The organism is Limnobaculum zhutongyuii, assembly GCF_004295645.1.
GTDB lineage: Bacteria > Pseudomonadota > Gammaproteobacteria > Enterobacterales > Enterobacteriaceae > Limnobaculum > Limnobaculum zhutongyuii.
This window is the reverse complement of record NZ_CP034752.1, coordinates 822,877-837,213: the sequence shown is the minus strand read 5'-3', so window position 1 is coordinate 837,213 and position 14,337 is coordinate 822,877. Positions and strand designations below refer to the sequence as shown.

Here is a 14,337-nt window from a genome sequence, read left to right as displayed (position 1 = left end):
CGCTACGGAATATAGCTGAAACAGGGGCTTTTTATGCATCTTGCTATTGAATAATGACCTGAATGTAACAAGAACGGAAAATACGCAGGAAAAGTTACCCAACAATTTCATCTTCAGTAACCAATTATTATCATTCTCTATTCAAATTCGTCTGATAAATCTCGTACACTACCCGGCTAACGAATGTGTCTATTCCAATTTGCTTACCAGAAAGAAGGCATTATGTGGTTTTTCAGATTTCGACAAGCTTTTGTCGCGCTTTTATTGCCCTGGCTATTGGCGGTATTAACTCAAACCGCTGGCAGAACTTATCTGCTATCAGCCTATGGCTCGAACGAAATTCTGGCGGGTTTCGATTCTGATGTAACACGGATGTTTTGGACCGGCGGCCTGTTTGATATTCGCATCGCCAGTCTGTTGTTTGTTCCCTGCCTGCTGATTGCCGCGTTGCTGGCCGTAACTCAGCGCAGTTTTCATTTCTGGCAGCGCTTTTGGCCGTGGCTGGCAACGTTATTAAGCACACTGGTACTGACGATCACCGTCGGTAATATCTTTTATTACGCTACCTACGATCGGGCGATTGATATCTTTGTCTTCGGGCTGATTGAAGACGACACCGTAGCGGTATTAACCACCATGTGGCAGGACTATCCGGTTATCCGCGGCCTGTTGGGTTTAGGGCTGTTCGCTTTACTGGTTTTCTGGCTTTATCGCCGCTGGCAGCGCCGTTTAAGTGCTAAACCGGAACGTCGCCTCAGTCTGCCAATTGGCGCATTATCTACCCTGCTGATACTGGCTATTGGTTTTGTCGGCATGCGCGGTTCTATTGGCACTTTCCCGTTACGCCAGTCGGATGCGCAGGTTTCTGAACTCAAAATGTTAAATATGCTGACACCTAACGGGCTGATGGCGCTTAACTGGGCGTTTAAGGCCCACAGCGAAAATAACCATTTTGCCGAGGCCACTGACCAACAGGGTCAGGAGTTGCTGAGCCGTTTTCTGGATAAACCAACCCCAGCCGGGCTGGCACCATTTATAGCAAAAACCGACGTTAATCCGGTGGCAAAGCAAACTCCACCTAACGTAGTTTTTGCCGTAATGGAGAGCATGGGTTATTACCTTGAAAGTTACGATCGTCCGGATCGCGATCTGTTTGGTGCCTTAAAACAGCACTGGATCAGCGACTGGCGTTTTGAACGCTTTATTTCAGAGGGTGATGGCACTATTGATAGCTTAAGCCGCTTCTTCGTACGTAGTCCGATGAGCGGTATTACCCAGTCCAGCGCTCAATCCCTCGACTTTGCCAGTAATATGTTTAAGCCCTGGCTGGCTAACGGCTATAAGGTGATTTTCGTGACCTCCGGCAATGGCTCATGGCGTAACCTTAACCAGTTCCTTTCCCATCTGGGGGTTAGCGAATTCATGGAGCAAAACGGCCTGAAAAAACGCTATCCTGAAGCACAGTTAGGAACCTGGGGCGTGCCGGATGAGTTTATGTTTCGCTATATTGAAGAGCGGCTGGCAGAAGCGGACAAAAATGGTGAGCATGTACTGATTATGTCGATGTCCACGACTCATCATCCACCTTATAAAACGCCGGATGGTTACCAGAAAACCAAAATTGTACTCAGCGATGAAGAAAAACAACGCCTGAGCAATCTGGCAACGGGTGCAACCCTTGACGAAGTAATGCAGACCCTGCGTTACACTAACGATCAACTGGGGCAATTTATCAGTTGGGTAAAATCTCAGCCGTTGGGTGCCCGCACCATTATTGCTGCCACCGGCGACCACAATATTCGCGGAATTGGTTATCCCGATACCCGTGAACGGGTGCTGGGGCATGGGGTACCTTTCTACCTGTATGTTCCACAAGCCTATCGTCAACAGAGCCATTTTGATGCTGCCCGCGTTGGTAGTCACAAGGATATCTGGCCAACCCTGTATCAACTGAGTCTGTCCGATACTCCTTACTATAAAACGGGCTGTAACCTGCTGGCTGAGCATCTGGACGATATCTGGTGCCAGGGCTATAACCCGGAAGCGATTATTACACCACAGGGTGCCTATCTTCTGACGGATAAAGGCGAATATCGCCCATGGGTTTCTGATAAAGGTTTGCTGTTGGGGGAACCTCAAGCCATGACACCGGAACAACAGAAGCAGTTTAATCGCTGGAGTGGGTTTACCGATTTGCTGTTATGGCAGTTGAATCGGCAGGTTCATAAACAGCAATAGCCGCAAAGCTTTAATCGTTCGACTACAGCACGGCGCATTTCGCGCCGTGCCTCAGATTATGAATAACACCAATAAATCAGCACTATTTCTCACAAAAACTCATTGACCCTCCGTTCCACATTGATTATGGTGTATATACACCATAATCAATCATGGGACTTATATTATGCAAACCGTACTTCCTCAGGATCCTTGTTTATGTATCCGCATGCGCCGGGCGGCACAAAGGATCACTGACTATTATGACAAGACGCTATTATCCAGCGGCATTAGTGTTAATCAGTACTCACTGCTGATTAACATCGCTCGTCTTGGCGAATGTGGTACCGGAGAGCTGGCTGAAAAAGTCGGGCTGGAGAAAAGTACGCTGGTTCGCACGTTAAAACCTTTGCTTATGGCAGAGCTAATTGCTGATGCTTCCCCTACGGAAAGCCGTAAACGTCGTCTTAGCCTTACCCCAAAAGGTGAGCACACACTACAGCAAGCAATTCCTTTGTGGCAGCAGGCTCAGAATAAATTTAAACAGCAGCTTGGCGAAGAGTATCAAAGCCTGATGGGCTTTTTTAACACCGCCAATACGCTATAGCGTTACTTATCATCTGACGATAAAAGGAATATCTCTTGAGCAAGCGCGATAATACCGGACCTTCTACAGTGGGCGAGGCCCCTTCCCATTCGCCTAACCTGTGGTTACCTATTATTCTGGCCAGTATTATCCTGATGGTTACCATGGGTATTCGCCAGACGGTTGGGTTGTTTGTCCATCCGATTATTGAAACAACCGCCATGAGCATTGCTGAAGTCAGCATGGCGCTGGCCATAGGCCAACTGATGTGGGGAGCTTTTCAGCCACTGTTTGGTGCCTGGGCTGATAAGAAAGGGGGCTTTTCCCGTTCTGGTCGTCGGCGCGGTGCTGATAGCCATGGGGCAAATTGGTACCTTGTGGGCCTCCTCTTTTGTTCCACTGACGTTGGCTCAGGGGCTTTTCAGCCCTGCCGGTGCCGCAGCCGGGAGTTTCTCTGTGCTGATTGGTATTGTTGCCAGCCGTTTACCAACGGATAAAGGCTCTGTCGCCAGCGGCCTTATCAATGCCGGTGGTTCTATGGGGCAATTTATTTTTGCTCCGCTGGTTCAGGCATTGGTCAGCCTGCGCGGTATGTCATCTGGTTTGTTCTTTCTGGCCTGTTCGGCACTGGTGACGATAATTCCTTCATGGCTGCTTTGCCGAAACGGAAAAATAGCCAAGCCTCATCATTCTGCCGTACCGGTACAAAACCCTCAGATTGAAATTGGACTAAAACAGCAGATCAAAGCAGCATTTCGCAATCCCAGCTATCTGTTATTGCACGCTGGCTTTTTCACCTGTGGTTTTCATGTGGCTTTTCTCACCACCCACTTACCGGGGGAAGTCAGTCTGTGTGGACACGATGCTTCGGTCTCCGCCGTGAGTTTGTCTCTTATTGGCCTGTGTAATATTGCGGGCAGCATCTTTGCCGGAATTCTGGGTAAGCGCTTCCCGATGAAATATATTCTGGCAGTGCTGTACGCCTCACGTGCGCTGATGATTGCCATCTATCTGATTTCACCTAAAACAGAACTGACGTTCTATATTTTCGCTGCGGCTACCGGCCTTACCTGGCTGGCGACGGTCCCGCCTACCGCAGGTATTGTTGGCAAACTGTTTGGTACCCGCTATCTGGCAACCCTGTTTGGCTTTACGCTATTCACCCACCAGATTGGGGCTTTCTTTGGCGCCTGGTTAGGCGGACTGGCAATGCAGTATGAAGGCAATCTGCTGTGGGTATGGTATGCCGATATTGCGTTGGCGCTGCTGGCAGCGGTGGTGAATTTGCCGATTAAGGAGAAGAGTGTGGTGGTGTCGCTGCGAACTTCGTCATAATATAAAGTTCTGTGGATATTCCGGCCGTAACAGCTATGAGCGAATATTATCGTGGTGCTCGGCCGGAAGGACATCTGTATTTGGCTCGGAGTGCGTCGGGCCTAGTCCGCCTAGGGGCGCTCCGGCAGCTAAAGCTGCTACGACCCCAACGGCGGCCTCTCCCTCCGATTGGCTACTCTCCCCAGTAAATATTTAGCCCCTCATCCAGAAAGTTATCTAAACGCTATCTATCAGCATTTAATTCACTGATTTTTCAGCAACCTGCTCACTATTCCCATTATCCACGACGGCGATAAACCGTTCCAGGAGCACCATGAGTTCTCCCAGTTTTTCTTCGGAGAAGCTGCTTTCTATTTGGCGGTAGCCTTTTTCGATGTGTTGTTTTGCCTGTTGGTAGACCTGATGACCTTTATCAGTCAGTGAAACATAGAGTTTGCGCTGATCGTTAAGGGGTTTAAGGCGGATGATTAAGCCATCGCGTTCCATACGCGACAGGATCCCTGTCAGGCTTGGCCGTAAAATGCAGGTTTGTTTTGCCAGAAGGTGAAAATCACAGGAGTGCATTTCTGCCAGTACCCGAATGATACGCCACTGCTGCTCCGTCAAATTATATTCATTAAGGATCGGACGAAAGAAGCCCATTGCAGCTTCGCGCGCTTGTAACAGGGCAATGGTCAGGGACTCATGCATAAGGTATTTCACTCTCAATTAAACTTCAGATAGCTCACATCAGTATGGCATGTAAAACCAGATATTCCCTTCGATCTGACACAGCCAACTCCGTCTCACCCTTATCCTGTCAGGTGCTTTTCCTGCCATATTAACCATTTAACCCAATCTCTGCAGTAAAAATTCAATTAAATGTTAATGATAAAAATAAGAGCTGAATCGCGCAAACAACCATTAACAAATCATATTATTGATAAATATAGATAATATTAATTATTTGTAAATACATTGTTACTTTGATCACAATGTTTAAACGTTTATTTGATCGCCACGAGACATGCGTATAAATAGATATCATTAATATATTAACGATTAACTCATATGAGGTAATCGGATGATAATAATTTGCAACCGAGGATAACGTTCATGAAGAACAATGTGTTTGCAGTAGCCCTGAATCATAAAAGTCAGCTTGCTGTCTGGAGCAGTGCATTTCAGCAGCCGCCTTATCAGGCGCTGCCTAAAACGCCGGTATGGTTTATTAAACCTCACAACACTCAAATTGGACCTCTGGCTCCTATCCCTTATCCATCCGGTGAGCCAGAAGTACTGAGCGGTGCCACGCTGGCGGTAGTGATTGGCAAGACTGCACGCAAAGTCCCGGTTGGTGAAGCCTTAGCCTATATTGCTGGTTATGCACTGGCTAACGACATTAGCCTGCCGGAAACCAGCTTTTACCGCCCGGCGATTAAAGCCAAATGCTGCGATGGCTTCTGCCCGATTGGCGACGTCGTTGCGGGTATTAACCCTGAACAGTTAACCATTTTCACCGAGGTGAACGGTAACGAAGTAGACCGTTGGAATACCGCGGACCTTCAACGTTCGGCCTATGAACTGGTGTCTGCGCTGAGCGAGTTCGCCACGCTGCAACCGGGAGACAAAATTCTGATAGGTACTCCTCATCAGCGCGCCAGAATCCATCCGGGAGACCGAATCACCGTTCGTGCCGAAGGAATGCCTGAATTAACCAATATCGTGATGCAACAAGGAGCTGCTGTATGAGACACGCCCGTATTCAATATCAGAACCAGCCTCATCAGGTCACGATCGACGATCGGGAGCGAGCGGTACTGGCAGATGGAACTCAGCTTGCAGCAGGCAGCTTTAAATGGTTACCGCCGGCGGATGGCACTCTGTTTGCTTTAGGTCTGAACTACGCCGACCACGCTGCCGAGTTGGATTTTAAAGCGCCGGAAGAGCCGCTGATCTTTATTAAGGCTTCTAATACCCTGACCGGCCACCAGCAGGTGAGCGTCCGCCCTGACAATGTCGATTATATGCACTACGAATCGGAGCTGGTGGTGGTGATTGGCAAAACCGCCCGCAACGTCAGCCGTGAGCAGGCCATGGAGTATGTGGGTGGCTACACGGTATGTAACGACTATGCCATTCGCGACTATCTGGAGAATTACTACCGCCCCAACCTGCGGGTAAAAAGCCGCGATACCCTGACGCCTCTTGGCCCATGGATTGTGGACAAAGAAGAGGTTGCCGACCCACATAACCTGACGCTCACCACCCATGTCAACGGCGAGCTGCGCCAAAAAGGTTCCACCAAAGATTTGATTTTCGATATCCCCTTTCTGATCTCATACCTGAGCCAGTTTATGACGCTGCAGCCGGGGGACATGATCGCAACCGGTACGCCAAAAGGTCTCTCTGACGTGGTGCCCGGTGATGAAGTGATTGTTGAAGTAGAGGGCGTAGGACGTCTGATCAACCGGATTGTAAGTGAAACTGAATATGAGGAAACCCTGTCATGCAAATGATTAACCACTGGATTAATGGCAAAAGTGTTTCAAGTAAAGAGACTTTTCAAACCCTAAACCCGGCCACCGGAGAAGTATTAGCCGATGTCGCTTCCGGCGGAGAAGCAGAAATTCATCAGGCGGTTGAAGCCGCCAAAATTGCTTTCCCTAAATGGGCTAACCTGCCAATGAAAGAACGCGCTCGCCTGATGCGTCGCCTCGGTGATTTGATTGCTGAAAACGTGCCGGAAATTGCACAAATGGAAACGGCAGATACCGGTCTGCCACTGCATCAAACACAAAATGTGCTGATCCCTCGGGCATCCCACAACTTTGAATTCTTTGCCGAAGTTTGCCAGCGCATGGACGGTCGAACCTATCCGGTAGATGACAAGATGCTCAACTACACCCTGGTTCAGCCGGTTGGGGTTTGTGCTCTGGTTTCCCCGTGGAACGTCCCTTTTATGACTGCTACCTGGAAAGTCGCGCCTTGTCTGGCGCTGGGCAATACCGCGGTGCTGAAAATGTCCGAGCTGTCTCCCCTTACCGCCAACTTCCTCGGTGAACTGGCGCTGGAAGCCGGCATTCCTGCCGGGGTACTGAACGTGGTTCAGGGCTATGGTGCTACCGCGGGTGATGCGCTGGTACGCCACCACGACGTTCGTTCTGTCTCCTTTACCGGCGGCACCCTGACCGGACGCAAAATTATGGAAAGCGCGGGTCTGAAAAAATACTCCATGGAACTGGGCGGTAAATCACCGGTGCTGGTTTTTGAAGATGCGGATATCGAGCGGGCACTGGATGCTTCGCTGTTCACCATCTTCTCCATCAATGGAGAGCGCTGTACCGCGGGCTCACGCATCTTTGTTCAGCGCAGTATCTATCCAGAGTTTGTGAAACGTTTTGCCGAGCGGGCCAACCGCCTGAAAGTAGGCGATCCGCAGGATCTGACCACTCAGCTTGGTTCACTGATCAGCCAACAGCATTGGGACAAAGTCTCTGGCTATATCCGTCTGGGCATAGAAGAAGGGGCAACGCTGCTGGCCGGTGGACCAGACAAACCGACCGATCTTCCGGAGCATCTGCGCGGTGGTCACTTCCTGCGTCCTACCGTACTGGCGGATGTGGATAACAGAATGCGCGTGGCACAAGAAGAGATCTTTGGTCCGGTTGCCTGTCTGATTCCATTCGACAGCGAAGAAGACGGCCTGCGCATGGCGAATGACGTGGAGTACGGACTGGCCTCCTACATCTGGACACAAGACATCAGCAAAATATTGCGCCTGTCACGCAGCATCGAAGCGGGCATGGTGTTTGTTAACACCCAGAACGTACGGGATCTGCGCCAGCCATTCGGCGGCATCAAAGCCTCCGGTACCGGACGTGAAGGTGGTGAGTACAGTTTTGAAGTGTTTGCGGAAATGAAAAACGTCTGTATTTCATTCGGCGACCATCACATCCCGCGTTGGGGTGTTTAAGGGGATTATCCCTGGCAGTTGTTATTACTAAGCGTAACTCGTACCGGAGCCTGAGTGCTCCTAATCATCGACCATTATTGTGATGCCCAGTCACGGGCATCAAGTGAGGAACATATGGGTAAGTTAGCGTTAGCAGCCAAAACAACACACGTCCCCTCGATGTATTTATCAGAATTACCGGGGAAAAATTATGGATGCCGTCAGGCAGCCATCGACGGTCATAAAGAGATCGGCAAACGCTGCCGTGAGCTGGGAGTCGACACCATTATCGTGTTTGATACCCACTGGCTGGTCAACAGCGCCTATCACATCAACTGTACTAAAAGCTTCAAGGGCGTTTATACCAGTAACGAGCTGCCGCACTTTATTCGCGACATCACCTTCGATTACGACGGCAACCCGGAGCTGGGCCAAATGATTGCCGATGAAGCCCGTAAGCTGGGGGTTCGCGCTCAGGCTCACGATATTCCAAGCCTGAATCTGGAGTACGGCACGCTGGTTCCTATGCGTTATATGAATGAAGACAAACATTTCAAAGTGATCTCTATTTCTGCGTTCTGTACCGTTCATGACTTTGAAGACAGTCGCCGTATGGGAGAAGCCATTCTCAACGCGATCAAGAAATATGACGGTACCGTCGCCGTGCTGGCCAGCGGTTCCCTCTCTCACCGTTTCATTGATGACCGTCGTGCCGAAGAAGGCATGCACAGCTATACCCGTGAATTCGATCGTCAGATGGATGAGCGCGTAGTCAAGCTGTGGAAGGAAGGTCGTTTCAAAGAGTTCTGCGCCATGCTGCCGGAATATGCCCAATACTGCTTTGGCGAAGGCAACATGCACGACACCGTCATGCTGTTGGGTCTGCTGGGCTGGGATAAATACGACGGCAAAGTGGAATTTGTCACCGATCTGTTCCCAAGCTCCGGCACCGGACAGGTTAATGCCATCTTCCCACTGCCAGACGATATCAATTCCCGGGCTGCTGCCTGATTACGTCATTTTTCTGAAACCGGAGGCGATATGCCACATTTTTATGCTGAATGTACGGACAACATACGTGATTCTGCTCAGTTACCTGCGCTGTTCGCCAAGGTTAACCAGCATTTGGCCGCAACGGGAATATTCCCTCTGGCGGGGATCCGCAGCCGTGCCATCTGGTTAGACACCTGGCAGATGGCTGATGGTGCCCATGACTACGCCTTTGTACATATGACATTAAAAATCGGGCACGGGCGTAGTGCAGAAAGTCGCAAACAGGTGGCGGAGTCCCTGTTTGCGTTAATCAAACAGCATTTTTCCTCTTTAATGGCGGAACGTTATCTCGCCATCTCATTTGAGATGGTCGAGCTCGACGCTGAACTTAACTTTAAGCAGAATAACGTTCACGCCCTTTTTAATGGGGGTGCCGCATGATGATGCCAGAAGTGATTTATCGTCAGGCATTTATTAACGGACAGTGGTGCGATGCGCAGGATAAATCCACCTATCCGGTGAATAACCCGGCTAACGGCGAAGTGATTGCTCACGTCAGTAATCTGGGTGAAACCGAAACGCTGGAAGCCATTGATGCGGCTCGTCAGGCCCTGCCTGCATGGCAAAAACTCACGGCTAAACAGCGTAGTCAGTACCTGCAAACCTGGTATCAACTGATTATTGAGCAACAGGAACCTCTGGCAAGATTGCTCAGTCTTGAACAGGGAAAGCCGCTGACAGAATCCCGGGGCGAGATTCTGTATGGCGCCAGCTTTATCGAATGGTTTGCCGAAGAAGGTAAACGTACCTATGGGGAGACCATTCCTTCGCCTCTGCCCGGTCGCCGTATTACCACCATAAAACAGCCCATCGGCGTCGTGGCGGCCATTACCCCATGGAACTTCCCTAATGCCATGATTACCCGCAAAGTCGCACCAGCATTGGCGGCAGGCTGTACCGTGGTATTAAAACCGGCACCGGAAACCCCGCTGTCCGCCTTAATTCTGGCGGCGCTGGCCAAAAAAGCCGGTATTCCTGATGGCGTCTTTAATGTGGTAACCGGCACCGATGCAGTAGCCATCGGCAGAGCACTGACTCAAAGCCCGGTGGTTCGCAAACTCTCATTCACCGGCTCCACTCACGTTGGCAAATTATTAATGGCCCAGTGCGCCAGCACGGTGAAAAAAATGTCGCTGGAGCTGGGGGGCAACGCACCGTTTATCGTATTCGACGATGCCGATCTCGACGCTGCCGTCACCGGAGCGCTAACCGCCAAATTCCGCAACAGCGGTCAAACCTGCGTTTGTGCCAACCGGTTGTTGGTTCAGGACTCGGTGTATGACGCCTTTAGCCAAAAACTGGCTAGCGCTGTTGCCACATTACAAGCCGGTCCGGCGCTGGAAGGCGATTTCCAGCAGGGTCCGCTTATCAACGCCGCTGCCGTGGCCAAAGTTCAATCTCATATTGACGATGCCAGACAGCATGGCGCCCAGGTTCTTACCGGCGGTCAACCGTACCTTCAAGACGGGTTCTTCTTCCAACCGACGGTATTAACCGGGGTGACTGAGAACATGCTGATCGCCAATGAAGAGACCTTTGGCCCGGTAGCGCCGTTAATTCGTTTCCAGACCGAAGAGCAGGCTATTCAGTTAGCAAACCAGACGGAGTCCGGTTTAGCGGCCTACTTCTACTCACGTGATATTGGTCGAATCGTCCGCGTGGCTGAAGCACTTGAGTGCGGCATGGTAGGAATTAACGAAGGTGCAATTTCCAATGAATCAGCCCCTTTTGGCGGCATTAAACAGTCGGGTCTGGGACGCGAAGGCTCCCGGCACGGTATTGAAGATTATATGGAGATTAAATATCTCTGTTTTGGCAGCCTGGATTGAAGCGAGAAATCAATATGTTAAATCAAGACACCATTATGCGCATGGCTCAGCAACTCAATCAGGCTGAGAAAGACCGACAGCAGATCCAACAGATTTCGCTGCAAAACCCGGATATCACGCTGGAAGATGCCTACGCCATCCAGCGCACCTGGGTAAAACTCAAAATCGAAGAGGGTCGCCAGATGAAAGGCCACAAGATTGGCCTGACATCAAAAGCCATGCAGTACAGCTCACAAATCAGTGAGCCGGACTACGGCACTTTACTGGACGACATGTTCTTCGACGATGGCAGCGATATCCCATCCGATCGTTTTATCGTGCCGCGTATTGAAGTGGAGCTGGCTTTTATTCTGGCGAAACCGCTGACGGGTCCGAACTGCACCATTTTCGATGTGTATAACGCGACCGACTACATCATACCCGCGTTGGAAATTATCGATGCCCGCTGCCACAACATCGACCCGGATACCCAGCGCCCACGTAAGGTGTTTGACACCATCTCTGACAACGCCGCTAACGCAGGTGTGGTGATGGGCGGCCGCCCAATCAAACCTGATGCACTGGATTTACGCTGGATCAGCGCTCTGTTGTATCGCAACGGCGTAATTGAAGAGTCAGGCGTAGCGGCAGCAGTACTAAACCACCCGGCTAACGGCGTGGCCTGGCTGGCAAATAAACTCCACCCTTATGGCGTTCAGTTGGAAGCCGGACAGGTGATTCTTGGCGGCTCCTTCACCCGCCCGGTGCCTGCCCGCCCCGGTGACACCTTCCATGTGGATTACGGTTCAATGGGCGCTATCAGCTGCCGGTTTGTTTAAGGAGAACATCATGGAAATGCCAATTAACCATTTTAAACGTGCACTGGCAGAAAAAAGACCGCAAATCGGTTTATGGCTCGGCCTGTGCAGCCCCTACAGCGCAGAACTGCTGGCGGGTTCCGGATTCGACTGGCTGTTGATTGATGGTGAACACGCGCCTAACGATCTGCAAACCATTTTAAGTCAGCTACAGGCGGTTGCGCCTTACGCCTCCCAGCCGGTAGTTCGCCCGCCGTGGAACGATCCGGTCAGAGTGAAACAACTGCTGGATATTGGTGCGCAAACCCTGCTGCTACCGATGGTACAAAGCGCAGAAGAGGCACAATTAGCCGTTCAGTCTACCCACTATCCACCCAATGGAATCCGGGGTGTCGGCAGCGCACTGGCCAGAGCCTCTCGCTGGAACCGCATCCCTGACTATCTGCAAAAAGCCGATAGTGAAATGTGCGTACTGGTACAAATTGAAACCCGCCGTGGATTAGTCAATTTACCAGACATACTTCAGGTTGAAGGCATCGACGGCGTCTTTATCGGCCCAGCGGACCTCTCCGCCGACATGGGACTCCCCGGCCAGCCAAACCACCCGGAAGTCCAACAGGCCATTGAACATGCCATCGGCAAAATCATCGCCGCCGGAAAAGCCCCCGGCATCCTGATGGCCGACCAAAAAATGGCCCGACATTACCTGTCACTGGGAGCCCTGTTCGTCGCCGTCGGCGTCGACACCACCCTACTCAGCAAAGCCGCCGAATCACTGGCAAAACAGTTCCAACAAACCGCTGAACAGACAGCAACACCGGAAACAAACAGTACAAGTAGTGTTTATTAGAGAGTAGGTGAACAACAAGGTAAAGCCGTCCTTCGATATTGCTAATAAAACTAATCAAAAAGGGAAATTTATCCCCTTGGTTTTATTAACAAAGCTAATCGGAGGGAGAGGGTGCCGTGGGGGTCGACTTGGCGTAAGCCAACGAAGTGCCCGTAGGCAGCCTAGGCCCGACGCTCTCCGAAATCGAGTACAGACGGTCTTCCGGCCAGGCACTAAGCCGATACAGGCACTACGTAATTACGGCCGGAATATCCACCAAGGCTAATAACCACCACCACACAAACTGAGAAGCCTATGAACAATACAGAATCTCTACATCAAAATACCGGTGGCAGCTCAACCTCACCAGATATGCAGCACACCACCCATACACCACAACAACAGGCGGTCATCAAAAAGCTATTCCGTCGCGTGATCATCTTCCTGTTTGTGCTGTTCGTGTTCTCATTTCTCGACCGGATTAATATCGGCTTCGCCGGATTAACCATGGGTAAAGATCTGGGGCTTTCCTCCACCATGTTTGGCCTTGCAGCCACACTGTTCTATGCCACCTATGTTATTTTCGGCATACCCAGCAACATCATGCTCGGCATCGTCGGAGCCCGACGCTGGATAGCCACCATCATGGTGCTATGGGGACTGGCCTCCACCGCCACCATGTTCGCCACCGGCCCAACCAGCCTGTACATCCTGCGCATGTTAGTGGGAATTACCGAAGCGGGCTTCCTGCCGGGGATCCTGGTGTATCTGACTTACTGGTTTCCGGCATTCTTCCGTGCCAGAGCCAACGCACTATTTATGATTGCCATGCCAGTCACTATGGCCTTCGGCTCACTGGCCTCCGGCTATATCCTGTCATTGGACGGTATTCTCAACCTTAAAGGCTGGCAGTGGTTATTCCTGCTGGAAGGCTTTCCATCGGTACTGTTAGGTATAGTGGTGTGGTTCTATCTGGACGACACGCCACAGAAAGCCAAATGGTTAACCGATGAAGACAAAAAATGCCTGCACGACATGATGGAATCAGACTGCCTGACCTTAGTTCAGCCGGAAGGACCTACCAGCTACGGTGCAATGCAACAAAAAAGCCTGTGGCGTGAAGTGCTGTCTCCAGTGGTTCTGATGTACACCCTGGCCTACTTCTGCCTGACCAATACCCTGAGCGCCATCAATATCTGGACGCCTCAGATTATGCAAAGCTTCAATCAGGGCAGCAGCAACATCATGATTGGCTTCCTGACGGCCATCCCTCAATTTTGTACCGTCGCGGGGATGATTTGGTGGAGCAGACGTTCCGACCGCATGCAGGAACGAAAAGTCCATACCGTACTGCCATACATATTTGCCGCCTGTGGTTGGATTCTGGCGTCATTAACTAACCACTCAATGGTACAACTGCTGGGAATCATTATGGCCTCGGTTGGCTCATTTACCGCCATGGCGATCTTCTGGACCACCCCGGACCAGTCCATCAGCCTGCGAGCCAGAGCCGTTGGTATTGCCGTTATCAACGCCACCGGCAACGTTGGCTCCGCGGTAAGCCCACTGCTAATCGGCATCCTGAAAGACCAGACCGGCAGCTTCTCCTCCGGACTCTACTTCGTCGCCGGATTACTGATTGTAGGTGCCATCATCATTTGGTTTATCCCGATGCAACACTCAAGACCAAGGGCTACACCATAAATTTATTTATAACACCGCAGAAGACTCAGAATTTAGTTTATTCAAAAGAGACT

12 protein-coding genes and 1 pseudogene are annotated in these 14,337 nt (G+C 50.9%); 12 read left to right on the top strand and 1 reads right to left on the bottom strand.

The features are described from left to right. Positions 1-222 precede the first annotated feature (222 nt). The 3 genes from EKN56_RS03355 (at position 223) to EKN56_RS03345 (ending at position 4,138) form a co-directional block, all read left to right on the top strand. Positions 223-2,238, top strand: a complete 2,016-nt coding sequence (locus EKN56_RS03355) for an LTA synthase family protein (RefSeq protein ID WP_130590514.1) — start codon at positions 223-225, stop codon at positions 2,236-2,238. 166 nt (positions 2,239-2,404) lie between these two features. Beyond that, complete coding sequence (locus tag EKN56_RS03350; protein ID WP_130590513.1) at positions 2,405-2,824, top strand: MarR family winged helix-turn-helix transcriptional regulator; 420 nt, start codon at positions 2,405-2,407, stop codon at positions 2,822-2,824. A gap of 336 nt (positions 2,825-3,160) precedes the next feature. Further along, positions 3,161-4,138 (top strand): MFS transporter, encoded by a 978-nt coding sequence (locus tag EKN56_RS03345; RefSeq protein WP_210405326.1) that lies wholly within the window; start codon positions 3,161-3,163, stop codon positions 4,136-4,138. A gap of 237 nt (positions 4,139-4,375) precedes the next feature. Here EKN56_RS03345 and hpaR read toward each other — a convergent pair whose 3' ends face one another. Continuing rightward, entirely contained in the window at positions 4,376-4,828 is a 453-nt protein-coding gene (gene hpaR / locus EKN56_RS03340) for a homoprotocatechuate degradation operon regulator HpaR (protein WP_130590512.1), read from the bottom strand. Positions 4,829-5,233: 405 nt separating this feature from the next. On the opposite strand from hpaR, the pseudogene EKN56_RS03335 reads away from it, so the two are divergent. From EKN56_RS03335 to hpaX, 9 genes and pseudogenes are all read left to right on the top strand, one after another. Further along, positions 5,234-5,846 (top strand): annotated as a pseudogene (locus EKN56_RS03335) (fumarylacetoacetate hydrolase family protein); the annotation flags it as partial. 19 nt (positions 5,847-5,865) lie between these two features. Further along, positions 5,866-6,636 carry a fumarylacetoacetate hydrolase family protein gene (locus tag EKN56_RS03330; protein WP_130590510.1) on the top strand — a complete coding sequence of 257 codons (771 nt, stop codon included), beginning with the start codon at positions 5,866-5,868 and terminating at the stop codon, positions 6,634-6,636. Further along, positions 6,627-8,093, top strand: coding sequence for a 5-carboxymethyl-2-hydroxymuconate semialdehyde dehydrogenase (gene hpaE / locus EKN56_RS03325; protein ID WP_130590509.1), 1,467 nt, complete (start codon positions 6,627-6,629; stop codon positions 8,091-8,093). Before EKN56_RS03330 ends, hpaE begins: the two co-directional genes overlap by 10 nt. A 114-nt stretch (positions 8,094-8,207) precedes the next feature. Beyond that, complete coding sequence (gene hpaD / locus EKN56_RS03320; protein WP_130593583.1) at positions 8,208-9,083, top strand: 3,4-dihydroxyphenylacetate 2,3-dioxygenase; 876 nt, start codon at positions 8,208-8,210, stop codon at positions 9,081-9,083. 30 nt (positions 9,084-9,113) lie between these two features. After that, positions 9,114-9,506 carry a 5-carboxymethyl-2-hydroxymuconate Delta-isomerase gene (locus tag EKN56_RS03315; protein ID WP_130590508.1) on the top strand — a complete coding sequence of 131 codons (393 nt, stop codon included), beginning with the start codon at positions 9,114-9,116 and terminating at the stop codon, positions 9,504-9,506. Beyond that, entirely contained in the window at positions 9,503-10,954 is a 1,452-nt protein-coding gene (locus EKN56_RS03310; RefSeq protein WP_130590507.1) for an NAD-dependent succinate-semialdehyde dehydrogenase, read from the top strand. The genes EKN56_RS03315 and EKN56_RS03310 overlap by 4 nt, the downstream gene beginning before the upstream one ends. Positions 10,955-10,968: 14 nt before the next feature. Beyond that, a complete protein-coding gene (gene hpaH / locus EKN56_RS03305; RefSeq protein WP_130590506.1) occupies positions 10,969-11,772 on the top strand; it encodes a 2-oxo-hept-4-ene-1,7-dioate hydratase in 804 nt (267 codons plus the stop codon). A 16-nt stretch (positions 11,773-11,788) separates the two neighbouring features. Continuing rightward, positions 11,789-12,601, top strand: a complete 813-nt coding sequence (gene hpaI, locus EKN56_RS03300; RefSeq protein WP_130593582.1) for a 4-hydroxy-2-oxoheptanedioate aldolase — start codon at positions 11,789-11,791, stop codon at positions 12,599-12,601. A gap of 294 nt (positions 12,602-12,895) precedes the next feature. Next, positions 12,896-14,284, top strand: coding sequence for a 4-hydroxyphenylacetate permease (gene hpaX, locus EKN56_RS03295; protein ID WP_407656520.1), 1,389 nt, complete (start codon positions 12,896-12,898; stop codon positions 14,282-14,284). Positions 14,285-14,337 lie beyond the last annotated feature (53 nt).